This is a genomic window from Geopsychrobacter electrodiphilus DSM 16401 (assembly GCF_000384395.1).
Lineage (GTDB): Bacteria > Desulfobacterota > Desulfuromonadia > Desulfuromonadales > Geopsychrobacteraceae > Geopsychrobacter > Geopsychrobacter electrodiphilus.
Genome location: NZ_ARWE01000001.1, coordinates 3,054,549 through 3,076,541, shown reverse-complemented (window position 1 = coordinate 3,076,541; position 21,993 = coordinate 3,054,549). Strand labels below are relative to the sequence as shown.

Here is a 21,993-nt window from a genome sequence, read left to right as displayed (position 1 = left end):
CCGAAGTTGCGGTCTCCGGCGGTTTGTTGTTTTTATGTTAACCGATTTTTTCCTGCCGCTCCTGCTCGGTTTTACAGTCGATACATAGGGTTGTAACCGGACGGGCGCGCAGGCGATCGGCGCCGATCTCTTCTTCACAGCTTTCACATTGGCCGAAGGAGCCCTCTTCAATCCGCTCCAGTGCCTGACGAATCTTGTTGATCAGCATTCGCTCCCGGTCACGGATGCGTAACTCAAAATTCCGGTCCGATTCGAGGCTTGCCCGGTCGGTCGGGTCAGGAAAGTTGATGTTATCTTCGGTCATGTCCGAGACTGTTCGGTTCGCATCATGCAACAGTTCGTTCATCTGAGCACGGAGGAGGGTGCGAAATTCATTGATCAGGTCTTTTTTCATAATCGTTACCTCGCGAAACCGGATTGGCAGGGGGTGGACAGCTAACAGATCCTGCTCTGCAGCTCAGAATCTGCCTCCCAGTTGAATGTAGAGAATGAGAATCAGAACGATAACCGCCAGCCAGATCGAAAAGAGATCATTGCTCTTGTTTGGCAGGTTATCCGCAAGTTCTCTGGTTTCGTCACTGATGACGGTGTCGGGCAACCGCTCAAGCAATTGAGTGACGAGTTGGCCGAATTTTTCATAGTTGTTCGACAGGATCAGAAAATCTGCCTCAGTGCTGATGCTGACAAAAACACGGCGTCGAACCCTGACCGTATCGACGGACGTGATATCAGCGAGCGGGATCACCTTGGTCCGGAAAAGCCGCCGGGCGATAATCTGGTCAGCAGAAAAACTGATCTGGCGTCGCCAGCTTTCAGCGAATAAACCCAGGACCGGTAACATGATAGCCGCGAGGATCAGGGTTTTCCCCGTAGCTTCTTTTTGTATGATGCACAATAGCAGCAGGACGATGAGCAACAGGCCGGTCAGGCCGAGGGCCAAAAGAAAGTTTCGGCGAATTCTGAAATGCTGCATTGATTCTGCTTTCTAAAAGATATTGTCAAAATCTAACAAAAATGACTGCCGCTGCCAAGGTAAATCGAACTTTCAGCAGTCTTCTGGTCGTACGAAATCGCCGCTCTTGCCGCCGCTCTTTTCCTGCAGACGGATTTCACCGATCACCATCAGTTTGTCGATCGCCTTGCACATATCATAAATGGTCAGTGCGGCGACCGAGACGGCTGTCAATGCTTCCATCTCGACCCCGGTCTGTCCGTTGACCTTGGCTGTTGCCGAGATTCGTACCAGGCCCGACTCGGCGAGGGAGGTGAATTCGAGCTCGACCGAGGTCAGTCCGAGGGGATGACAGAGCGGGATCAGGCTCGATGTCTGTTTGGCCGCCATGATGCCGGCGATCCGGGCGATGCCGAAGACGTCTCCTTTTTCAATACTGCGGTCAAGGATACGCTTCAGGGTAGCCGGCTGCATGCGAATTTCGCCCAGGGCGAGTGCGCGGCGCAGGGTCGCAACCTTGTGGCCGACATCAACCATGATCGCTTTACCTTCGGCATCAAAGTGGGTCAGTTTATCGCTCATCTCGGATGTCCCCTTTTGTCGGTTCTTCAGTTGAAGATCAGATCTATCAGTTCACTGGCATGGCGGATCGGGATCAGTTTCATCCCCCTGGGTGGTTTGAGATTCTTCAGGCAGCCCTGTGGCAGGATGCAGCGGTTAAAGCCGAGACGGGCCGCCTCTTTGACCCGGAGTTCAGGCTGGGAGACTGCCCGGACTTCGCCGGTCAGACCGACTTCACCAAAGATAACGGTTTGTGCCTCGATCGCCCGGTTGAGGTGACTGCTGGCTAACGCCGCGATGGTGGCCAGATCGATGGCCGGTTCATCTACACGTACTCCGCCGGCGACATTGACAAAGATATCCTGTCCCGCCAGCTGAAGTTCAACTTTTTTATCGAGAATGGCAATCAATAACGCCATCCGTTTGTGGTCGATTCCAATTGCGGTGCGCTGCGGGGTGCCGAAACTGCTGCCGGAGACCAGTGCCTGTAACTCGACTAAAATCGGCCGTGTTCCTTCGAGGGCGGGTACGACGACACTCCCCGGGGTTTTTTCAGGGCGCTCGGCCAGGAAAAGTTCCGAGGGGTTCGAGACTTCACGCAGGCCGTTCTCTTGCATCTCAAAAACCCCGATCTCATTGGTCGAGCCGAAACGATTTTTGACAGCGCGCAGGATACGGTAGGGGTGGCCCGGGTCACCTTCAAAGTAGAGCACGGTGTCGACCATATGTTCAAGCACCCGCGGGCCGGCGATGGAGCCATCCTTGGTGACGTGTCCGACCAGAAAGGTGGGGATCCCTTCACCTTTGGCGAGCATCATCAGTTGCCCGGCACATTCACGCACCTGGCTGACGCTGCCGGGGGCTGATTCGACGCTGCTGGTGAAGATTGTCTGGATGGAATCAATGATCAGAAAATCGGGCTTGAGCTCGCTGACTCGTTTGCGGATCTGTTCGAGTGAAGTTTCGGCGAGCAGGTAGAGATTATCAGATGCAGCCCCGAGGCGATCACCGCGCATTTTGACCTGACGTGGCGATTCTTCGGCCGTGACGTAGAGCGCTTTGCCTCTTTTCCCGAGCTGATTGGCGGTCTGCAGCAGCAGGGTCGACTTGCCGATGCCGGGGTCTCCGCCGATCAGAATCAGTGAGCCGGCAACCAGTCCGCCGCCGAGGGTGCGATCAAGTTCTGCCAGGCCGCAGCTGACGCGATCTTCAGCCGAATTAGTGATTTCGCACATTTTTTGCGGTTTGCCCGGAGTCGGCAAGGCGCGACTTCCCGGCAGGGGTTGAGATTGCTCCTCGACCAGGGTATTCCACTGGTTGCAATCGGGGCATTTCCCCAGCCATTTTGGACTTTGAAAGCCACATTGCTGACAGGTGAAGAAGGTTTTTACCTTGGCCATGCCGGTCCCTGCCGAAAGGGTTGGATGCACCTGCTTTGCGCCGGGGTGCGGGAAAGAGGATCATCCTAAGGTCTGGGCGCTGAACTGTCAATTGCCGACAACTCTGAGCTATACTGGGCAGGTGTTTAAGGCTTGGAGAGGAGCTTCTGATGCGCTATTCAGAGTTGCAGGCGGCACTGGCCGAATTTGAATGTTTCGAGCGGATCAGCATGGCTCAGCTGAAAGAGCGTTACCGGCAACTGGCACGGCGCTATCATCCCGATAATGGCGGCGGGGCTGATCCGGAGAAAATGCGCCGGGTCAATGAAGCCTATGGAATTTTACGTGATTATTTTCAGGAGTATCGATTTGATTGTTCTCACGCAGAATTTCTTGAGCAGTACCCCGAAGAGCGGCTGCGCGAACAGTTTGCCTTTGACAGCCTCTGGGGCGGGCATGACCCGGATGTTTGAATCTGTCAGGATTTGAATTTTCCGCCTTGTTTTTCAAGGGTTTGCCGTGGTAGTTTGCTCATTTTTCACAGCTTCATCTCAAGCATTTGTCCAAAGAAAGAATTATGAATGATTTTCGAAGGTTGACGGAAGTCAGCCGCCCCTCCCGTTACTTAGGTGGTGAATTGGGCAGTCGCTCCAAAAATCCCGATCAAATTGAATTACGCATGGCCCTGGCGTTCCCCGATGTATATGAAGTGGGGATGAGTCACATGGGTTTTCCGATTCTTTATCGCATTCTCAACGATCTTGATGGTATTTCCGCCGAACGCGCCTATACCCCCTGGCCCGATATGGCAGAGCTGCTGGTGCGTGATGGCGCGCCCCTGACCTCCCTTGAGAGCGGAAGACCGCTGGCCGACTTCGATATCATCGGCTTTACCCTGCAGTACGAGCTCAGCTACACCAATATTTTGTGGATGCTGCAGCTGGCCGGCCTCCCGGTGCGCCGCGAAGAACGCGGTCCCGATGCCCCGTTGATCGTGGTTGGTGGTCCCTGTGCATTCAACCCCGAACCCCTGGCCGATTTTATCGATTGTGCGCTGATCGGTGATGGGGAAGAGGCGATTGTCGAACTGGTGGAGACCGTGCGGCAGGCGCGGCGCGAAAAGCTGCCGCGGGCGGGATTGCTCGAGCGGTTGTCGACGATCCCCGGTATTTACGTCCCGTCGTTTTTTGAAGTGGACTATCAGGCGGACGGACGTGTGGCAGAGATTCGGCCCTTGAAACCAGGCTACACCAAGGTCACGCGACGCTTTCTGGCGGACCTTGAAACCGCACCTTTCCCGACCGAACCGATTATCCCCTTTATGCAGACCGTGCATAACCGGGTGGCGATGGAGATCGCCCGCGGTTGTACGCGCGGCTGCCGGTTTTGTCAGGCCGGTTATATCTACCGGCCGGTGCGCGAACGCAGTCCGGAGAAGATCGCTGAGCTGGTTGAAGCGGCACTGTCAAATTCTGGCTATGAAGAGATTTCGCTGCTTTCGCTGTCGACCGGTGATTACAGTTGCATCGAGCCGTTGCTCAAGGGGTTGATGACCAGGTATGCCGAAGATCGGGTGGCGGTCTCCTTTCCCAGTTTGCGGGTCGGTTCGCTCTCTGAAAGTTTGATGGAAGAGATCAAGAAGGTGCGCAAGACCGGTTTTACCCTGGCGCCAGAAGCAGGCAGCGAGCGGATGCGTCAGGTGATCAATAAAGGGATCACCGAAGCGGATCTGCTCGAAACCACGCACAACGCTTTCACCCTTGGCTGGCGCGTGATCAAGCTCTATTTCATGATGGGTCTGCCGACCGAGACCGATGAAGACCTGAAGGCGATTGTTGAGCTGGCCGCGCAGGTCAAGCGCAGCGGCCGTGGGACTCAAGGGGGGGCTGATGTCAATGTCGCGGTCTCGACCTTTGTGCCGAAGCCGCACACTCCATTTCAGTGGGAACCGCAGCTGAGTATTGCCGAGACCCTGCGCAAGCAGAATCTGCTGAAGGATGGTTTGCGCTCGAAGAAGCTGCGTCTAAAATATCATGAAGCCTCGCTCTCTTATCTCGAGGGAGTCTTTGCCCGTGGCGACCGGCGGCTTGGACGTCTGCTCGAAGCGGCACTTGCCGCCGGGTGCAGGTTTGACGGCTGGCGTGAGCATTTCGACTATGCCAAATGGCAGCAGGCCTTTGCTGTCGCTGGCATCGATCCGGACTGGTATCTGCGTGAGCGTGAAGAGTCAGAGATCCTCCCCTGGGATCATATTGACTGCGGGCTGTCGAAGGACTTCTTTAGTACCGAGCGGCGCAAGTCCCTTGAATTGACGGCCACCCCCGATTGTCGTAGCGGCGAGTGCAGCGTCTGTGGGGTCTGCGATTTTGAACAGTTGAGAATGCGTCTCCAGCAACCGCAGGATCTCCCCCTGCCGCCAGCCAAGCCGGTGACCTCCGGCAATGACCAGTTGCGGTTCCGGGTGCGTTTGCAGCTGAGCAAGCTCGGACGGGCCAAGATGGTTGCGCACCTCGAGTATCTGACAATGTTTCAGCGCGCGGTACGGCGTGCTGGACTGCCGGTGCGTTTTTCTCAGGGATTTCATCCGACCCCCAAGGTTTCCTATCTTGAAGCCCTGCCCATGGGGGTGGAGAGTGAAGCTGAACTGGTCGATATTGAACTCTTCGAGCCGGTGAGTGCAGAAGAGGTCGCCAGACGCTTGAACCTGCAACTGCCTGAGGGTTTTCTGGTAGTAGCGGCCGAGATTCCCGCGGCGGGGGTTCCGTCCCCTTCGGCTTCTGTGGCTGCGAGTATCTACCGCGTGCCGCTTCCTGGTGAAAATACAGATATTGAGCAGGCGATAAGTACCTTTCTCGCCAGTGAGAAAGTCAGCTATGTTCAATTGAAGCAAGGCGTTGAAAAAATTGTTGATCTTCGACCTGACGTCTTGGGCCTTGAGTGTGTCGATGGTGAGCTTGAAATTCGCCTGATCAAGGGGAGTCCGTTACGGGTTGCTTCACAGCTGCTCGGTCTGGGCGTTGAACCGGTCCGCCAGCTCGGTGTGCGTAAGATTCGTATTGAATTGAAATCTTAGTATATCGGTTCCGCGGTTTTGGATATGAGCGAAATTTTGCATGATTTTTTTGAACATATATAAATATTGAACAAATAGACCAGAATTGGAGAGAGTTATGACCAGGGAGTTGGTGATCAATACCACTTCGCATGAAACCCGTGTTGCCCTGCTCGAGGGGGGGCATATTGCCGAACTTTACATCGAACGCGAGCGCGAGATGGGCATTGTCGGCAATATTTACAAGGGGCGCGTGATCCGCGTTCTGCCGGGGATGCAGGCGGCGTTCGTAGATGTCGGTCTGGAAAAGGCGGCCTTTCTCTATGTGGCCGATGTCATTGATGAGATGAATGCGGTTGCGCGCTTTATCGATGGGGAAGGTTCGGGCACGGAGCAGGCTGAGGGTGAAGAGCAACCCTTGCCGCCGATCGAGGACCTGCTGCGCGAGGGGCAAGAGATCCTGGTGCAGATTTCCAAAGAACCGATCAGCACAAAGGGTGCGCGGATCACTTCACATATTTCATTGCCGGGCCGCCACCTGGTCTATATGCCGACGGTTGACCACGTCGGGATCTCGCGCCGGATCGATGACGAGGAGGAGCGCGAACGCTTGCGCGTGCTGGTTGAGACCATGAAGCCCGAAGGTTCGGGCTTCATCGTGCGCACTGTCTCTGAAGGGAAGAGCGAGGCCGATCTGAAAGCCGACATGGATTTTCTGGTCGAACTCTGGAAAGCGATCAGCGCCGGCATTGAGCAACGCAAGGCGCCATCACTGATCCATTCGGATCTGGACGTCACCAGTAAGGTGTTACGCGATATCCTGACTGAAGATGTGCGGCGGATCATTGTCGACTCGCAGGAAGAGTACAATAAAATCGTCCGTTTTATCCGAACCTTCATGCCTAAGCTTAACTACTGCATCGAACTCTATGACGGCGATGAACCAATCTTCGATTCCTTTGGACTTGAGGTTGAAATTTCGCGTGCGCTGGGGAAGAAAGTCTGGCTCAAGAGTGGTGGTTCGATCATCATCGAACAGACCGAAGCGCTGGTGGCGGTCGATGTGAATACCGGGCGATATGTCGGCAAGCACAACCTGGAAGATACCATCCTCAAGACCAACCTCGAAGCGGTCAAGGAGATCGCTTTTCAGTTGCGCTTGCGTAATATCGGCGGGCTGATCATCATCGATTTCATCGATATGGAGAAAGAGCAGCATCGAGACAAGGTCCACGCGGCCTTTGAAGAGGTGCTCAAGAACGACAAGAACAAGACCAATATCCTCAAGATCAGCGAGCTTGGTCTGATCGAGATGACGCGCAAGCGGGTGCGCGAATCGATCGGGCGGACCCTCTGTGAGCCCTGTACTTATTGCGAGGGGAAGGGCTACGTCAAAGGGCATTTGACGATCATCTATGAGATTTTGCGTGAGCTGCAGCGCGAGCTCAAGGATCTGCCTGATGGTCGGGTGACTCTGATGGCGCATCCTGCGATTGCCGGATTGCTGATTGATGAAGAGCGTGCCGGGATTGACGAGCTTGAACAGGAGACCGGGCGGACAGTCGTGATCAACGCGCGGCCAGGGTTTCACATCGAGCAATTTGAAATTGCGGTAGGATAACTGCAAAAATTCAGTCCTGTTATGTCCGACAATTTTCTTGACAGGCGAGGAGGGCACGGCTATATTGTCCCGCTGCGGCGCTGTGTCGGCGTCGTAAAGCTCTAACGAAACGAGGTATAGAACATGTATGCGGTGATCAAGACCGGAGGCAAACAGTACAAAGTTTCCGAAGGCGACCTTTTTAAGGTCGAATTGATCGAAGGAGCTGTCGGTGAGACAGTTGAACTCGATCAGGTCCTCATGGTCGGTGGCGCAGAGGTTAAAATCGGAACACCTCTCGTACCAGGCGCTAAGGTAATGGCGCAGATCGTTGCTCAGGAAAAAGACAAGAAGATCCTTGTTTTTCATTCCCGGCGACGCAAAGGGTATCGTAAGAAGAACGGCCACCGTCAACCTATTACCCGACTTAAAGTCGCGGCAATCGAAGCTTAAGGAGGCAACTCATGGCTCATAAGAAAGCTGCCGGTAGTTCGAGAAATGGTCGCGATAGCGCGGGACAGCGACTCGGCGTCAAACGTTTTGGTGGTCAGGTTGTGACCGCCGGATCGATTCTGGTACGTCAGCGTGGTACGACCTTCCACCCCGGCACCAATGTCGGCTGTGGCAAAGACTACACCCTGTTCGCCCTGACCAATGGTGTGGTCAAGTTTGAGACCAAGGCCAAGGGACGCCAGTTTATCAGCGTCTACTCTGCCTGAGAGAAATCTCAATCAGGACAGGAATAACCGACCCGGGGCTTGCGAAAGCGAACCCCGGGTTTTGTTTTTTTTAATCGGGACGTCCGGAGGCATATCCCGGACTGTCTTGCTACACGGCTCGCGTCTTGCCATGGTGCCAAAGCCGAGCCTGCTCGAAATAGTTTACTTATTGGGACGAAAAATTCATGAAGTTTGTAGATCAGGTGTTGATTGAGGTCCGGTCTGGTGATGGTGGCCGCGGTTGCGTTTCATTTCGACGCGAGAAGTTTGTCGCTCTCGGCGGCCCCAACGGGGGTGACGGCGGTAGAGGCGGTGATGTCTACTTTGTCGTCGATCCCAGCCTCTCTACCCTGCTTGATTTCCGTTATCAGCGACATCATCGTGCCCAAAACGGCGCTCCCGGACTGGGGAAAGATATGCACGGAAAAGGGGGGGATGACCTCTTTCTTCACGTGCCGCCCGGCACTCTCGTTTTTGATGATGAGACCGGTGAGCAGATGCTCGATCTGACCGCGACTGACGATCAGGTTCTGTTTCTGTCCGGCGGCATGGGTGGCCGGGGGAATGCCCGCTTTGCTACCAGCACCAATCGCGCCCCACGTCATGCTCAACCAGGTATCGCCGGTGAGGTGCGGCAGGTGAGGCTTGAGTTGAAACTGCTGGCCGATGTTGGTCTCATCGGGCTGCCGAATGCCGGCAAGTCAACCCTGATCTCGGTGATATCGGCCGCCAAACCCAAGATTTCGGACTATCCGTTTACAACCCTGGTGCCGAATCTCGGGGTCGTTGATCTGGGCGCTCGCACCATGGTCGTGGCGGATATCCCTGGCTTGATTGAAGGTGCCAGTGAGGGTTTGGGCCTCGGAACGCGCTTTCTGCGCCATGTCGAACGGACCGATCTTTTCCTGCATCTGATCGACCTGAGCATGTTGCAGAAGGGCGATCCGCTTGAAAATTTTGAACTGATCAATCGGGAGCTTGAACGCTATGACCCCGCACTCGCCAGCAAGCCACAGCTGGTGGTGTTTACCAAGATCGATATCCCTGAAGTTCTCGAGCAGGCGGTGCAACTCAAGGATCATTTTATCGCTCAGGGCCATGAGGTCTTTTTGATCTCAGCGGTGAGTCGTGAAGGGGTCAAGGATCTGGTTCAGGCCGCGGCATCACGACTGGCGGAGTTGCGCGCCGATCAAACACCGGTTGTTGATGATGGTCGGCCGCTGTTATAAAAAGCCGCAAATTCCTGGTTTCGCCTGAGTCAATTTATTCTTTTTGGGGTTTGAAAATTACATGCATATGAAAGATGCTCGACCGCAGATTCTGCAACAACTTAAGCGGGTGGTCATCAAGGTCGGTAGCGGGGTCATTTCGACGGCTGAAGGCCTTGACGCGGCAATGGTCGCCCGGCTGGCCGGGGAGGTTAGTGATCTCTGTGAGCGAGGGATCGAGGTGATTCTGGTTTCATCGGGCGCGGTGGCGGCGGGGCGGAGTGCCCTCGGGATTGAGGGCCGACCGAAGACCATTCCTCAAAAACAGGCGGCTGCGGCAATTGGCCAACCGCGCATTATGCGGGCCTACAAAGAAATTTTTCGCCAGCGTAATCGGGTTGTTGCTCAGGTCTTGCTGACTCGCGATGATCTGTCAAACAGGCGGCGCTATCTGAATGCGCATAATACCCTTGAAACGCTATTGGAATATGGCGTCACGCCCATCGTTAACGAAAATGACACGGTCGTGGTCGAAGAGATCCGCTTTGGCGATAACGACAATCTGTCCGCCATGGTCGCCTGTCTGATGGAAGCCGATCTTTTAGTGGTGCTCTCGGATGTCGACGGTTTTTATACAGGTGACCCTGGCTGCGATCCTGGGGCCAGGCTTCTGCCCCTGATCGAACGCATTACGCCTGAGATCGAAGCGATGGCGGGTACCTCGCGGGGTACAATGGGTACGGGAGGAATGCAAACTAAACTTCAGGCGGCACAAAAAGCCGGGTTGGCCGGGGTTCCGACCCTGATTGTCAATGGCCGGGAGCCGGACATCTTTAAGAAGGTCATTCAGGGCGAGGAGCTTGGCAGCCTCTTTTTGCCACAGACGTCTAAATTGAACGCGCGCAAACGCTGGCTGGCTTTATCGATGCAGCCGAGCGGCCGGATATTGCTGGATGCCGGGGCGGTCAGGGCGGTTGTTGGTTCAGGCAAAAGCCTGCTCCCTTCCGGGATCACCAGCGTTGACGGTGAATTTGAGCGCGGCGACGCTGTGCATATCTGCGATCAGCTTGATGTTCCGTTTGCGATCGGCGTGGCCAATTATAACCGCGCCGAACTGGAGCAGATCAAAGGGCATCGTTGCGCCGAGATTGAGGAGATCCTGGGGTATCAATATCGGGATGAGGCGGTTTACCGCGACAACCTGGTCCTGCTTCGTGACACGGCATAGGAGACCAATATATGAGCATTTCTGACGAGATGTTGCGCCTGGCACAGCAGGCGCGTGAGGCCTCGCGCATTATCGCGACCCTCTCTTCCGGGGTAAAAAATGCCCTATTGTTGACCATGGCCGCGCGCTTAGAGCAGCAGGCGAGTCAACTTAAACAGGCGAATCTTCTCGACCTGCAGGCGGGGCGTGACAAGGGGATGGCCGCGGCCATGCTGGATCGTCTCGAGCTGTCTGACAAGGTGATCAAGTCGATGGCGGATGGCCTGCGCGAAGTGGCGGCCTTGCCTGATCCGGTCGGCGAAGTGACAGGCATGTGGCTGCGTCCCAACGGTATCCAGGTTGGACGGCAGCGGATTCCGCTGGGTGTGATCGGGATAATTTATGAGTCCCGTCCCAATGTGACCGCTGATGCTGCCGGACTCTGCCTGAAGAGCGGCAACGCGGTGATTTTGCGAGGCGGGTCGGAGGCGATTCACTCCAACCGCGCCATTGGTGAGGTTTTGCAGACCGCGATTATTGAGTCCGGACTGCCGGCGGCGGCGTTGCAGGTCGTGACGACCAGCGATCGCAACGCGGTCACGGAGCTGTTGAAGCTCGAAGAACAGATCGACCTGATCATCCCGCGCGGCGGCGAAGGGCTGATTCGTTTTGTCAGCGAGCATTCGCGCATTCCGGTGATCAAGCACTATAAAGGGGTCTGCCATACTTATGTGGACGCCGGTGCTGATTTTGAGATGGCCGAGAGGATCTGTCTGAATGAAAAGGTTCAGCGCCCGGGGGTGTGTAACGCTCTTGAGACCCTGTTGGTCCATCGTGACGCCGCGCCGGTTTTTCTGCCGCAGATCGCCGTCGCCATGGGGAAGGCGGGGGTCGAACTGCGCGGCTGCGCAAGCGCATGTCAGTTGGTGCCGAGTATGACCCCGGCGACCGAGGAGGACTGGCCGGCCGAGTACCTCGACCTGATCCTGGCGGTTAAGGTTGTTGATGATTTTGAGGGCGCGCGTGATCATATTAATCGTTACTGTTCGCTGCACACCGAAACGATTGTCACACGCGACTACGCCACCGCGCAACGCTTTCTGCGCGAGATCAACTCGAGTGTGGTGATGGTGAATGCCTCGTCACGCTTCTCGGATGGCGGGCAGTTGGGGCTGGGGGCCGAGATCGGTATCTCAACCTCCAAGCTTCACTCCTTCGGGCCGATGGGGTTAGAAGATCTGACCACTCGCAAGTTCATCGTGCTGGGTGATGGCCAGATTCGCGAATAGTTCTGGCCACAAAGAGGAATCATGAAAATCGGAATCTTCGGCGGTACCTTTAATCCGATCCATAACGGGCATCTGCTTGTGGCTCGGGAGATTTATCAGGCAGGCGAACTGGATCAGATCTGGTTTATGCCGGCCTGTCTGCCGCCGCATAAAAACTTGGCCGCTCAGGTCTCTTTTGCGGACCGTCTGGCGATGGTCAGGGCGGCGATTGAACCCTGTCCCGAATTTGTCGCCTGTGATCTCGAGGGCCGCAGGGGCGGGCGGAGTTTCTCGGTTAAAACTCTTCAGGAGTTGCGGCAGTTGTATCCGGCCGATGAATTCACGTTTATCATGGGACTCGATTCTTTTGCCGAGATTGGCCTGTGGCGATCCTATGAGCAACTCTTTGATCTCTGTCACATTCTGGTTGCTGCTCGACCAGGTTTTGCCGGGGATCTGCAGGAGCTGCTTCCGGTTGCGATGGCAGACCGCTTCTGCTATGATGCCGACGCTTTAAAACTCTGCGGTAAATCGGGCTTTTCGGTCCAGCTGGTCAGGCAGACAGCAGCCGATATCTCGTCGACCGAAATTCGCAATCGGATCGCTGCTGGTCAGTTGGTCGACGAGTGGATTTGTCCAGCGGTTGCCACTTATATTCATCAACACAAACTCTACCGGCATTCACCTGCCGGGTGATCGAAGGATCAATATTGAACACGCAAGAGAATTGTTTAAAGGCTGTGGCGTTCGCTCTCGAAAAGAAGGCCTATGATCTGCAGTTGCTGAAAGTCCGGGAAATCTCCTCATTGACTGATTTTCTGCTCATCGCTTCAGGGCGTTCGGACCGTCAGGTTTCAGCAATCGCTGAATCGATCCGTCTTGGCCTGAAAGAGCTGGGAGTTACCCCCCTCGCAACCGAAGGGGTGGATGAAGGTCGTTGGGCGCTCCTCGATTACGGTGACTTTATGGTCCATGTCTTTCAGCCTGCGGTGCGCACCTTTTATGATCTTGAAGGTCTTTGGACTGAAGCCCCTCATGTTGCCCTGGCAGATTCCGGACAGGCATGAAATTCCGCCTGGTCTGCGTCGGTCGCCTGTCTGAGGATTGGCTTAAACGCGGGGCAGCAGACTACCTGACGCGTTTTCAGCGACATTACTCCATCGAGATTATTGAGCTGAAGGAAGAACAGGGCCAGACCAGGGATATTCCCGGCCTCGTGCGACGCGAGGGGGTGAGAATTCTCGAACGCATAGCGCCAGAAGCGGTGGTGATTGTGCTGGATGAACGGGGAAAGCAGCTCGGTTCGATGCAGCTTGCAGAACGTCTACAACAGGAGATGCTGCACGGAGGGCGCGACTGGACCCTGGTGATCGGCGGACCTTACGGGCTTGATCTTGCGGTGCGCGAGCGTGCTGATCTGTTGCTCTCTCTGTCGAAAATGACTCTAACCCATCAGATGGCGCGTCTGCTGCTGCTGGAGCAACTCTATCGCAGCGGGACAATCATTCGTAATGAGCCGTATCACAACCGTTAAAAATGAGGGAGGGTAGATAGCGCACCATGGATCCGGAACAAATAGAACAGGCCCGCGAGCGGCTGCTGATAATGCGTGAAGACTTGCTTGATGATGCAGCTCGGGCTTATGCTGAATCTCAGACTCTCGGCAAAGACGGCGTACCCGATATCGGTGATATGTCATCCAATAGTTATACTCAAGAAGTCCTGATGAGTCTCAGCAATGCCCAGCGTCGTTCGGCTGCTGATATAGATGCGGCTCTTGAACGACTCGACTCCGGGGTCTACGGGCTTTGTGCACGCTGCGAAGAAGAAATTCCGGCGCGGCGCATGGAAGTCCGTCCCTTTTCCCGTTATTGTGTAGAGTGCAAATCAGAGGTTGAAAAGTACGGCGAGTAATTTGTACCCGTCGATACTCATTTCTCAACTGTCGTATATGTCATTATTACCTGTTGCGCAACGAGTGACAACGGGTCGTCTGCCGGTCTTGAATAGAACCGGTTCGGGGAGAAGGCTATGATCCTAATTGCCCTGTTTATGTTCGTTTTTGTCCTTTTTGCACTGTTTTTCCTCTATTTCTGGGGGATCAACCCTGGGGACATGACAGTCTTCATTGCCGCCGACCATAGTTATACCTTCCCCACCCCGATATTTTTGATTGCCGCTGTTCTGGTGGGTCTGCTGCTTGGTAACGGGCTGCATGTCTTCAGCCTGTTCGGGCGTTCGGTCTCAAGCTGGCGCGGTTCCCGGCGCCTGAAAAAGAATGAAGAGACCCTGAATATCTATCGTAAGGGGGTCGGGCGTCTTCTCTCCGGTGATTTAAAGAAGGCCCAGGTCTTTCTGCAAAAAGCTCTGGAGCGCGATCGCAAGCGGGTCGATGTCCATATGGCGCTGGCCAATGTTGCCGAGCAGGAAGGGAACAACCCCAAGGCGATCGATCTGCTGCTGAAGGCGCGTGATCTCGAGCCCCAGAGTCTCGAGGTGCTGTTTAAACTGGCGTCCGTTTATCGTGCTGCCGGGCGAACTGAAGATGCCATGGAGACTTATCGCAGTCTGTTGACGACGGACGGTGAAAACCGGAAGGCCCTGCGCGCCCTGCGAGATCTGCTGATCGAAGTTCAAGACTGGGATGAAGCCCTGGCACTCCAAAAGCGCGTGATCAAAGCCGCTTCCGCCGGGAGCAAGGCCGCTGCAGAAAAAGTACTGATGCTGCAGTTGCGCTATGAGGTCGCTTTGCGTGACCTGACAAAAGGTTCAATTGATCAAGCGATTTCCACTCTGGAGGAGTTGACGCGTGAAAAGGCGGTGTCTACCCCGGCGCGTGTCTCTCTGGGGGATGCACAATTGAAAAAAGGGCATATCGATAAAGCCGCAGAAGTTTATCAGGCCGGATACCTTACCGAAAAACGCAGCGTATTTCTGGCCCGTCTCGAACATTGTTACATGCAGGCCGAAGACCCATCGGCTCTCCTCAGCTTTTATCGTAAACAACTGTTGATAAACAGCGATGATCTTTTGATGCGGCTCTATTTCGGACGTTTTTGTTTGCGGATTGAGATGGTCGACGAGGCGATTGATCAGTTGCATGCCGTCGAAAGCTCTGGCGTTGATTTCCCGCAACTCCACCTGTTGCTTGCCGAAGCCAACCGCCGCCGGAAGCAGATCGATGAAGCGATTAAGGAGTACCGTCTGGCCCTCAAGGTCGATAATCATCTGAGTCTGGGTTACGTCTGCGAAAGTTGCGGAGCGGAAAGTTCTCAGTGGCTGAGTCGTTGTCAAACTTGTGGTACCTTCGATACCCTGGGGCTCCAGGAGCGGCAAGAGCTTCAGAAAGCACGGCCGCAATTGCAAAAGGCCATCCCTCATGGCCAACGTGAGGCCTGAACTTGTCTGTTAAGCCTGTTGTCATGATGATTCTCGACGGCTGGGGTCTCAACCCCAGTTGCGAGGCCAATGCGGTCTGTCTGGCCCAGACCCCGAATCTCGATCGCCTCCAGGCTGATTTTGCAACCAGCACCCTTGGTACTTCTGGTCTGAATGTCGGCCTGCCGGCCGGACAGATGGGGAATTCAGAGGTCGGACATCTCAATATTGGTGCCGGTCGCATCATCTATCAGGAGTTGACCCGGATCAGTCGTGCGATTGATGATGGGTCCTTCTTCGATAACCCTGTCCTGGTTCAGCTGTGTCGTCGTCTGGCCGCCTCGGGAGGAACCTTGCACCTGCTGGGGTTGCTTTCTGATGGGGGTGTCCATTCGCATAACAGCCACCTCTATGCGCTCTTGCGCCTGGCGCGTCAGACCCGGGTGAGGGAGGTCTGTGTTCACGTTATCCTGGACGGACGTGACACCCCGCCGCGTAGCGGGATTGATTATCTTGCTGCTTTGGAAAAAGAGCTGATCGCGGTTGGCATTGGACGTGTCGCTACGATCAGCGGTCGATACTGGGCGATGGACCGTGACCAGCGCTGGGATCGTGTGGAGCGCAGTTATTTGGCGTTGACTGAGAGTGTCGGTCAGACTGCCGCGAGCTCTGCGGAAGCCATAGCTGCTGCCTATGCCGCTGGTCAGGGCGATGAATTTGTCGAACCCTGGATTATTGATGGGGGCGGTGAGGTTGCAGATGGCGACGGGGTTATTTTTTTCAATTTTCGTGCGGACCGTGCGCGCGAGATGACGCGCGCTTTGACTGCTACGAATTTCAGCGGTTTTGAGCGGCGGGAGAAAGTAAAACTAGAAGGATACGTGTGTCTGACAGAGTATGACGAGAACTTCAACCTCCCGGTCGCCTTTTCTTCGGCAACACCACAGAAAATTCTGGGCGAGGTGGTCGCTTCCGCCGGACTCAAACAGTTGCGCATTGCTGAAACTGAAAAATACGCTCATGTCACCTTCTTTTTTAATGGCGGAATCGAAACACCCTTCGCCGGGGAAGAACGGGTGCTGATTCCCTCTCCCAAAGACGTCGCGACCTACGATCTGAAACCCGAGATGAGCGCGGCTGAAGTGACGGCCGAACTCCTTTCGCGGATTGATTCTGCGGCATACGATCTGATCGTGGTGAACTACGCAAATTGCGATATGGTCGGTCATACCGGGGTGCTGGATGCCGCCATAAAAGCCGTTGAAACGGTGGATGCATGTGTGGGGCAGGTTGTTGAGCGGGTTTTGGCCGCGGGGGGGGCATTGTTGATCAGCGCCGATCATGGTAACTGCGAACAGATGCGCGATGCAGAGGGTGGGCCTTTCACCGCCCACACCTGTAATCCGGTCCCGCTGATCTTCGTTGATCTGAAGCGGGAGTGTTCTTTACGTAGCGGCATTCTCGCCGATCTCGCTCCGACCCTCCTCGAATTATTGAACATACCTGTCCCGCATGAGATGGCCGGCACGAGTCTGCTGGTCAGGTAAATGTTAATGTCAGGAGGGGGGACAATATGGTCGGCCAACAAATAAGCGGATTGGTTGATCTGCTGTTCCCCCCGGTCTGCCCCATCTGTAGAGTTCTGTTGCGGGGTGCTTCTTCACCCTTTTGTCTCAGTTGTGTATCCAATATCTCCCCCTTGCCGGCCGGGCGTTGCAGTCGGTGTGCACTCCCCTTTGTCTCTGAAAACAGCAGCGCCCACCTTTGTGCTGAGTGTTGCCGCAAGCCCCCGTGCTTCTCTCAGGTCTCCGCTGCAGGGCTTTATGCCGGGAGTCTGAAAACAGCGTTGCAACGGTTTAAATATTCGGGAGCCATCGATCTTGATCGCCCTCTGGTCAGCCTGCTGTTGCCCCGGGTCTCCAGCGTCGATCGGGATGACATTATTGTCCCGGTCCCCATGCACGTCTCGCGCTTGCGACAACGAGGATATAACCAGTCGCTGTTGCTCGCAAAAATGCTGGCGTTTAAATTGCGAAGGCCCTTATGTTCCCAGGTTTTACAGCGAATTAAAGATAATCCGCCGCAACAGGGTCTCGGAGCTCGTCAGCGTGCGCTAAACTTGGGCGGCGCCTTCGTTTCACCCCGCAGGCTTGATGGCCGCGGGATTCTGTTGGTCGACGATGTGATGACTACGGGTGCAACCATCAGGGCCTGCGCACAGGCGCTGATGGTTGCCGGTTCCGGGCAGGTAAGGGTTGCTGTGATTGCCCGCGCGCCAAGACACTGACTTGGATGTTTTTTAACAGAAGGAGAACCGATGGACAGCCTGGCCAAACGTTTCTTCGAAGTCTATCCGCTTGACAAGCTGCTGCAGACCATTCCGACCGGACTGTTCATGGTTAACCCCGACATGTCAATTGTCTACTGGAATGTCGAAGCCGAGCGGATTACCGGTTTTCTTGCGACTGATGTGGTCGGCAAGCATTGTTCTTTTCTCGAGGGGATTCCCTGCGGCACAAAATGTGGACTGTTCGATCCCGGCATTCCCAAGCCTCTCAGGGGGATTAGCTGCTCAATCCGCCACAAGGATGGGCGCCGCATTGATCTGAGCAAAAACCTTGACCTGCTCTATACCGAAAAGGGCGATCTCCTCGGGGGGATCGAGTCTTTCGTCGACATTACCCAGCTGAAGCAGCTTCAGCAAAACCTCAAGGCCGAGGTCGACGAACGTACGGTTGAGCTAGGGCAGGAACAGCGAAATTTGCGTGCTGTCCTCGATGGCATGCTGGATCTGGCGTATATCTGTACCGAAGATTTTGAGGTCAGTTTCATGAATCGGGCAATGCAGGAACTGCTGGGTGAGGCCCGAGGGCGCAAGTGTTACGAGGTGATGCATGGTCTGCCACGCGTCTGTGACGACTGCCCTTTGCCTCTGGTCAAGCAAGGGGAGATCGTCCGGCAGGAACGCAGGCTTCCCATGTCGAATCGAACCTACGAAATTATCCATTCCCCGTTGTATCAAGCCGATGGAAGGGTACGTAAGCTGGGGGTCTGTCGTGATATTACCGAGCGTTTGCAAACTGAAATACGCTTGAAACACGCAAACGCCGAATTAGATGCTTTTGTCTCGACCGTTTCCCATGATCTGCGTTCTCCCCTGACGCCACTGATCGGTTTCTCCGAGTTTTTAATTGAGCAGTATGGACCAAATCTTGATGCAACCGCAGTCAGTTGCCTGCATGAAATTGAATCGACCGGGCGCCGCATGCAGGCGCTGCTCGAAGACTTGCTGACGCTGGCGCGCGTCGGGGAGGTGTCTCGCCCGATAAAGCCGGTGTCGATCAACCGGGTGCTGGAAGAGGTGCGACAGGAGCTGGCCGTCCAGATTCTGCGCAAAAAGGCCTGCATTGAGATTGGGGAATTGCCCGAAGTGCGGGTTCCTGAGAGCCTGCTGGTTGATCTGTTCCGAAATCTGCTGCGTAATGCCCTGGCCTACGCCGTTGGTCAGGATCCCAGGATCGAGATTGAGGGGGAGAGACTCCCTGGTCGAATTCAGGTTCGTGTTATTGATCACGGTCCAGGGGTGGTGAGTGAAGAGCAAGACCTGATTTTTGAGCCGTTTCAACGGGGCGCCGAAGGGATACATGCTCCCGGGACGGGGGTCGGTCTGGCGACGGTCCGGAAAATTGCTCGTCTGTATCGCGGAAAGGTTCACGTCGAAAAGACCGAGGGTGGTGGCGCGACTTTTGTCGTTGAATTTTTTGATGAGCCTGAGGCTTAATCATGTTCTGGCAGCGCGTGCCAGCGTTTGAATGAGAATGGTGAAGAGGGGCTTGTGTCTTCAGAAGATTAGGGTGAGCTTAAAAAGATCGCTTTTCCCCTGTCACTATCGGCAAAATAAAGACCCCGGCGTTGCGAAAATGCCAGGAAAAGAAAAAACCAAAAAGGGTCCCGTCAGACGACGGAACCCTTTTTTTAGTTGGATGATCTCCGGATTATTCGCGAACGAAGGTATCGATATCGGTTTCGTGAACCATTCCCATCAGACGTGCAAATTCTGACTCAATAATCACATAATGGTTGTGGGTCGACTTGGCATTGGCCTCAAAAACAGCCGCAACTTTCGGGTCAGAAACTTTGCCGGCCATTTCGCGCAGGCTCTCCTCAAGCTTCTTCTCTTTCTCAAGAGCCAACTCCATCGCCTTGCGCTCGTTCAGGCCGCTGGCAATGGCCTTTTCAAGATCAGACAACCAATCGGACTCATTCTCCGGGGGGGCATTGATGAAATCTTCAAAGCTCGGCATATCATCGCCATCATAGCTATCAAAGAATTGCTTGGCATGGTCGCGCTCTTCACGGGCCAGCAGTTCAAAGGTCTTGATCGCACCAACGTCTTTCATGTGCTTGGCGGCGATCTGATAATAGTTCATGGCATTTTTCTCGGTTTGAACCGAGCGCTTCAATGCATTTTGTACATCTGACATCATTGCTCTCCTCTGAAAATAAAATTGTTACAGCTTTTAGTTACGCGCCGGCAGGCGGAGTATAAACACGTTGTGCCAATTCCTGATCAAGCATCAACAGCCCGCGGCCGTCGCCTTCAACCCTTTCAAGTTTACGAATGATCAGGCCGGCAGAGGCTTCCTCTTCTACCTGCTCGGTAATGAACCATTGCAGCATGATTTGCGCTGCATGATCACCCTGCTCACGGGCCAGGTCCATCAGTTTGCCGATGCGAGCCGTGACTTGCTGCTCATGATCAAGGGTAACCCGGAACGCCTCAAGCGGCGACTCATAATCATTGCGAGCGCCTTCAAATGGGAGCATCGCGGCAAGGCCACCAGCATCGCAGACATAGGTGAAGAAGCGGTTTGCATGAAAAAGTTCTTCCTGATACTGCACGTCCATCCAGTTGGCAAAACCGGGAAGATCTTCATGTTCAAAATATGCCTGCATTGCCTTGTAGATGAGTGCGGAGGAGATTTCAAAAGCAATCTGCTCGTTAATCGCATCCTGTAGCTTTTTACTAAGCATTTTTTAGCCCTCCAGGGAACAAGTTTGTTGGATAATAAGTCAACGGGGCGCAAAAGCAACGCCCCGATCGTTTAACAGTATACACCATCTTAACAGTGAGACCAATACTTTCAATCGCGATCTTGTTGCCCCGAGGGGAGTGGATCGGCTATTGTGCGCTGGTCTGTTTTGTCTTGAGCTATTGTTTTTCGGAGTTCTTCGTGAAAATTGTTTCTACTGAATTTATTAAGAGTGCCACTCGGCCTGTCAATTACCCGATCAGCGATCTCCCCGAGATCGCTTTTGCCGGGCGCAGTAATGTCGGGAAGAGTTCCTTGATCAATGTGCTGGTGAATCGGCGCAAATTGGTGCGGACCTCAGCGACTCCGGGACGGACCCAGTTGATTAATTTTTTTGATATCAACGGGACTTTCACCCTGGTTGATCTCCCCGGGTACGGATTCGCCAAGGTTCCCCCCGAGGTAAAAAAACAGTGGGGACCGATGATGCGCACCTATCTGGAAACGAGAGACAATCTGCGTGCGGTCGTTTTTATTCTGGATATCCGACGTGAGCCGCGTGAAGAAGATATCCAGATGATCGACTGGCTCGAAGAGTTTGGGGTGCCTACCATTCCGGTGATCACCAAAATCGATAAACTGCCGCGGAGTCAGCGGAGCGCTCAGATCGCTAAAATCGCCGAAGCGACGGGCTTGGGAAAAAACGCCTTTACCCTGTTCTCGGCTCATACCCGTGAAGGGAATGAAGCGATCTGGGAATTGATCGAGTCGGCCCTGGCGGAGGCTGACTGAGCCGTTTGCTTTTTTAGTGGTGCTCTGCTAGAAAATGAGCTTCACAGTCTTAACGAACCAGGTGTCAGCTGTTGGTTGCCAATGGCTGGAGAATAGGGAAGAGGGTTTAAGTCCCTCGCTGCCCCGCAACTGTAAGTGGCGATGAACGCCGGCAGACCACTGCTCTTTTCGAGCGGGAAGGGCCGGTCAGTAAGCTGACCCACAAGCCAGGAGACCTGCCCGGTTTTAGTAACGCTGCCTCTTTCGCGGGAAAGAGCCGGAGTCCATGCGCGACATGACCCCGGTGCCTTTTCGGCAGTGGGGTCTTTTTGACTGGAGTGTCCTGGTGAAGCGTCTGCTGCAAATATATACCGGTTCGGGTAAGGGGAAAACGACGGCTGCCACCGGTCTGATTCTGCGGGCCCTGGGCTACAATTGGCGGGTGTTGCTGGTGCGTTTTCTCAAATCCGCCCAACCCGACAGTGGCGAAGTCCGGATGCTCCGCGAGATGGACGGGATTGATATTATTGATGCCGGGCTGGGCGGTATTTATGCCGCGGCTGATTCTGCAGCCGTCGCCACCGATGTGCGCAAAACTTTTGAGTGCGCTAAAAAAGCGCTCGCTCTTAATTATGATCTGGCTGTTTTCGACGAATTCAACGGGCTGTTCCGCAAAAACTACCTGCCCCTGACTGATGCGCTTGAACTGCTCGATAATCGCCCGCCATCGACCGAGTTAGTTCTCACTGGCCGTTATGCGCCAGCCGAGTTGATCGAGCGGGCCGATCTGGTGACATCGATGGACGCTGTGCGACACCCCTATGCACAGGGAGTTGCAGCGCGTAAGGGGATAGAGTTTTAACCG

The 21,993-nt window shown here is 54.8% G+C and carries 24 protein-coding genes and 1 riboswitch; of the genes, 18 read left to right on the top strand and 6 right to left on the bottom strand.

What is annotated here, in order from left to right:
• Nucleotides 1–37: 37 nt before the first annotated feature.
• The 4 genes from dksA to radA form a co-directional block, all read right to left on the bottom strand.
• Nucleotides 38–394: an RNA polymerase-binding protein DksA gene (dksA, locus tag D888_RS0114575; protein ID WP_020677306.1), complete on the bottom strand. Its 357-nt coding sequence runs from the start codon at nt 392–394 to the stop codon at nt 38–40.
• Nucleotides 395–457: 63 nt separating this feature from the next.
• Entirely contained in the window at nt 458–973 is a 516-nt protein-coding gene (locus D888_RS0114570) for a hypothetical protein (protein WP_020677305.1), read from the bottom strand.
• 72 nt (nt 974–1,045) lie between these two features.
• Complete coding sequence (gene moaC / locus D888_RS0114565; protein ID WP_020677304.1) at nt 1,046–1,534, bottom strand: cyclic pyranopterin monophosphate synthase MoaC; 489 nt, start codon at nt 1,532–1,534, stop codon at nt 1,046–1,048.
• A gap of 26 nt (nt 1,535–1,560) precedes the next feature.
• On the bottom strand, nt 1,561–2,913 hold the full coding sequence (radA, locus tag D888_RS0114560; RefSeq protein WP_020677303.1) for a DNA repair protein RadA: 1,353 nt from the start codon (nt 2,911–2,913) through the stop codon (nt 1,561–1,563).
• Between the two features lie 149 nt (nt 2,914–3,062).
• On the opposite strand from radA, the gene D888_RS0114555 reads away from it, so the two are divergent.
• The 16 genes from D888_RS0114555 to D888_RS0114480 all read left to right on the top strand — a co-directional run bounded on the left by D888_RS0114555 (nt 3,063) and on the right by D888_RS0114480 (nt 19,105).
• The gene (locus D888_RS0114555; protein ID WP_020677302.1) at nt 3,063–3,365 is read left to right on the top strand and encodes a J domain-containing protein; all 303 of its coding nucleotides are present in this window, start codon (nt 3,063–3,065) and stop codon (nt 3,363–3,365) included.
• 104 nt (nt 3,366–3,469) lie between these two features.
• Complete coding sequence (locus D888_RS0114550) at nt 3,470–5,965, top strand: TIGR03960 family B12-binding radical SAM protein (protein WP_020677301.1); 2,496 nt, start codon at nt 3,470–3,472, stop codon at nt 5,963–5,965.
• Between the two features lie 97 nt (nt 5,966–6,062).
• Nucleotides 6,063–7,565 carry an Rne/Rng family ribonuclease gene (locus tag D888_RS0114545; RefSeq protein ID WP_020677300.1) on the top strand — a complete coding sequence of 501 codons (1,503 nt, stop codon included), beginning with the start codon at nt 6,063–6,065 and terminating at the stop codon, nt 7,563–7,565.
• Between the two features lie 123 nt (nt 7,566–7,688).
• Nucleotides 7,689–7,997 carry a 50S ribosomal protein L21 gene (rplU, locus tag D888_RS0114540; protein WP_020677299.1) on the top strand — a complete coding sequence of 103 codons (309 nt, stop codon included), beginning with the start codon at nt 7,689–7,691 and terminating at the stop codon, nt 7,995–7,997.
• Nucleotides 7,998–8,008: 11 nt separating this feature from the next.
• Nucleotides 8,009–8,263, top strand: a complete 255-nt coding sequence (gene rpmA / locus D888_RS0114535; RefSeq protein WP_020677298.1) for a 50S ribosomal protein L27 — start codon at nt 8,009–8,011, stop codon at nt 8,261–8,263.
• A gap of 185 nt (nt 8,264–8,448) precedes the next feature.
• A complete protein-coding gene (gene obgE / locus D888_RS21835) occupies nt 8,449–9,492 on the top strand; it encodes a GTPase ObgE (protein WP_020677297.1) in 1,044 nt (347 codons plus the stop codon).
• A gap of 61 nt (nt 9,493–9,553) precedes the next feature.
• Nucleotides 9,554–10,699, top strand: coding sequence for a glutamate 5-kinase (proB, locus tag D888_RS0114525; protein WP_020677296.1), 1,146 nt, complete (start codon nt 9,554–9,556; stop codon nt 10,697–10,699).
• An 11-nt stretch (nt 10,700–10,710) separates the two neighbouring features.
• Nucleotides 10,711–11,967 (top strand): glutamate-5-semialdehyde dehydrogenase, encoded by a 1,257-nt coding sequence (locus D888_RS0114520; RefSeq protein WP_020677295.1) that lies wholly within the window; start codon nt 10,711–10,713, stop codon nt 11,965–11,967.
• Between the two features lie 21 nt (nt 11,968–11,988).
• A complete protein-coding gene (gene nadD, locus D888_RS0114515; protein ID WP_020677294.1) occupies nt 11,989–12,642 on the top strand; it encodes a nicotinate-nucleotide adenylyltransferase in 654 nt (217 codons plus the stop codon).
• A gap of 14 nt (nt 12,643–12,656) precedes the next feature.
• Nucleotides 12,657–13,013 carry a ribosome silencing factor gene (gene rsfS, locus D888_RS0114510; protein WP_020677293.1) on the top strand — a complete coding sequence of 119 codons (357 nt, stop codon included), beginning with the start codon at nt 12,657–12,659 and terminating at the stop codon, nt 13,011–13,013.
• On the top strand, nt 13,010–13,480 hold the full coding sequence (gene rlmH, locus D888_RS0114505; RefSeq protein WP_020677292.1) for a 23S rRNA (pseudouridine(1915)-N(3))-methyltransferase RlmH: 471 nt from the start codon (nt 13,010–13,012) through the stop codon (nt 13,478–13,480). The genes rsfS and rlmH overlap by 4 nt, the downstream gene beginning before the upstream one ends.
• Nucleotides 13,481–13,506: 26 nt before the next feature.
• Nucleotides 13,507–13,860: a TraR/DksA family transcriptional regulator gene (locus D888_RS23285; protein ID WP_020677291.1), complete on the top strand. Its 354-nt coding sequence runs from the start codon at nt 13,507–13,509 to the stop codon at nt 13,858–13,860.
• A 117-nt stretch (nt 13,861–13,977) separates the two neighbouring features.
• Nucleotides 13,978–15,345: a tetratricopeptide repeat protein gene (locus tag D888_RS0114495; RefSeq protein ID WP_020677290.1), complete on the top strand. Its 1,368-nt coding sequence runs from the start codon at nt 13,978–13,980 to the stop codon at nt 15,343–15,345.
• Between the two features lie 23 nt (nt 15,346–15,368).
• Nucleotides 15,369–16,871, top strand: coding sequence for a 2,3-bisphosphoglycerate-independent phosphoglycerate mutase (gpmI, locus tag D888_RS0114490; RefSeq protein ID WP_020677289.1), 1,503 nt, complete (start codon nt 15,369–15,371; stop codon nt 16,869–16,871).
• A gap of 26 nt (nt 16,872–16,897) precedes the next feature.
• On the top strand, nt 16,898–17,611 hold the full coding sequence (locus tag D888_RS0114485; RefSeq protein WP_020677288.1) for a ComF family protein: 714 nt from the start codon (nt 16,898–16,900) through the stop codon (nt 17,609–17,611).
• Between the two features lie 30 nt (nt 17,612–17,641).
• A complete protein-coding gene (locus D888_RS0114480) occupies nt 17,642–19,105 on the top strand; it encodes an ATP-binding protein (RefSeq protein ID WP_020677287.1) in 1,464 nt (487 codons plus the stop codon).
• A gap of 214 nt (nt 19,106–19,319) precedes the next feature.
• Here the strand turns inward: D888_RS0114480 and D888_RS0114475 are convergent, their stop codons facing one another.
• Nucleotides 19,320–19,808 (bottom strand): ferritin-like domain-containing protein, encoded by a 489-nt coding sequence (locus tag D888_RS0114475; protein WP_020677286.1) that lies wholly within the window; start codon nt 19,806–19,808, stop codon nt 19,320–19,322.
• A 40-nt stretch (nt 19,809–19,848) separates the two neighbouring features.
• The gene (locus tag D888_RS0114470; protein ID WP_020677285.1) at nt 19,849–20,358 is read right to left on the bottom strand and encodes a ferritin; all 510 of its coding nucleotides are present in this window, start codon (nt 20,356–20,358) and stop codon (nt 19,849–19,851) included.
• 200 nt (nt 20,359–20,558) lie between these two features.
• Between D888_RS0114470 and yihA the strand changes: the two genes are divergently transcribed.
• Together yihA and D888_RS0114460 are read left to right on the top strand one after the other, a co-directional pair.
• The gene (yihA, locus tag D888_RS0114465) at nt 20,559–21,149 is read left to right on the top strand and encodes a ribosome biogenesis GTP-binding protein YihA/YsxC (protein ID WP_020677284.1); all 591 of its coding nucleotides are present in this window, start codon (nt 20,559–20,561) and stop codon (nt 21,147–21,149) included.
• 42 nt (nt 21,150–21,191) lie between these two features.
• Nucleotides 21,192–21,386, top strand: a riboswitch (cobalamin riboswitch).
• A 28-nt stretch (nt 21,387–21,414) separates the two neighbouring features.
• Nucleotides 21,415–21,990, top strand: a complete 576-nt coding sequence (locus tag D888_RS0114460) for a cob(I)yrinic acid a,c-diamide adenosyltransferase (RefSeq protein ID WP_020677283.1) — start codon at nt 21,415–21,417, stop codon at nt 21,988–21,990.
• Nucleotides 21,991–21,993 lie beyond the last annotated feature (3 nt).

Bases quoted from the DNA above. Each gene is read 5' to 3' on its own strand.
- D888_RS0114545 (WP_020677300.1), top strand. From the start codon at position 6,063: ATGACCAGGGAGTTGGTGATCAATACCACTTCGCATGAAACCCGTGTT.
- rlmH (WP_020677292.1), top strand. From the start codon at position 13,010: ATGAAATTCCGCCTGGTCTGCGTCGGTCGCCTGTCTGAGGATTGGCTT.
- obgE (WP_020677297.1), top strand. From the start codon at position 8,449: ATGAAGTTTGTAGATCAGGTGTTGATTGAGGTCCGGTCTGGTGATGGT.
- D888_RS0114555 (WP_020677302.1), top strand. From the start codon at position 3,063: ATGCGCTATTCAGAGTTGCAGGCGGCACTGGCCGAATTTGAATGTTTC.
- gpmI (WP_020677289.1), top strand. From the start codon at position 15,369: ATGATGATTCTCGACGGCTGGGGTCTCAACCCCAGTTGCGAGGCCAAT.
- D888_RS0114460 (WP_020677283.1), top strand. From the start codon at position 21,415: ATGCGCGACATGACCCCGGTGCCTTTTCGGCAGTGGGGTCTTTTTGAC.
- dksA (WP_020677306.1), bottom strand. From the start codon at position 394: ATGAAAAAAGACCTGATCAATGAATTTCGCACCCTCCTCCGTGCTCAG.
- radA (WP_020677303.1), bottom strand. From the start codon at position 2,913: ATGGCCAAGGTAAAAACCTTCTTCACCTGTCAGCAATGTGGCTTTCAA.
- moaC (WP_020677304.1), bottom strand. From the start codon at position 1,534: ATGAGCGATAAACTGACCCACTTTGATGCCGAAGGTAAAGCGATCATG.
- D888_RS0114570 (WP_020677305.1), bottom strand. From the start codon at position 973: ATGCAGCATTTCAGAATTCGCCGAAACTTTCTTTTGGCCCTCGGCCTG.
- rplU (WP_020677299.1), top strand. From the start codon at position 7,689: ATGTATGCGGTGATCAAGACCGGAGGCAAACAGTACAAAGTTTCCGAA.
- D888_RS23285 (WP_020677291.1), top strand. From the start codon at position 13,507: ATGGATCCGGAACAAATAGAACAGGCCCGCGAGCGGCTGCTGATAATG.
- proB (WP_020677296.1), top strand. From the start codon at position 9,554: ATGCATATGAAAGATGCTCGACCGCAGATTCTGCAACAACTTAAGCGG.
- D888_RS0114550 (WP_020677301.1), top strand. From the start codon at position 3,470: ATGAATGATTTTCGAAGGTTGACGGAAGTCAGCCGCCCCTCCCGTTAC.
- D888_RS0114470 (WP_020677285.1), bottom strand. From the start codon at position 20,358: ATGCTTAGTAAAAAGCTACAGGATGCGATTAACGAGCAGATTGCTTTT.
- D888_RS0114520 (WP_020677295.1), top strand. From the start codon at position 10,711: ATGAGCATTTCTGACGAGATGTTGCGCCTGGCACAGCAGGCGCGTGAG.
- D888_RS0114480 (WP_020677287.1), top strand. From the start codon at position 17,642: ATGGACAGCCTGGCCAAACGTTTCTTCGAAGTCTATCCGCTTGACAAG.
- nadD (WP_020677294.1), top strand. From the start codon at position 11,989: ATGAAAATCGGAATCTTCGGCGGTACCTTTAATCCGATCCATAACGGG.
- D888_RS0114475 (WP_020677286.1), bottom strand. From the start codon at position 19,808: ATGTCAGATGTACAAAATGCATTGAAGCGCTCGGTTCAAACCGAGAAA.
- D888_RS0114495 (WP_020677290.1), top strand. From the start codon at position 13,978: ATGATCCTAATTGCCCTGTTTATGTTCGTTTTTGTCCTTTTTGCACTG.
- D888_RS0114485 (WP_020677288.1), top strand. From the start codon at position 16,898: ATGGTCGGCCAACAAATAAGCGGATTGGTTGATCTGCTGTTCCCCCCG.
- rpmA (WP_020677298.1), top strand. From the start codon at position 8,009: ATGGCTCATAAGAAAGCTGCCGGTAGTTCGAGAAATGGTCGCGATAGC.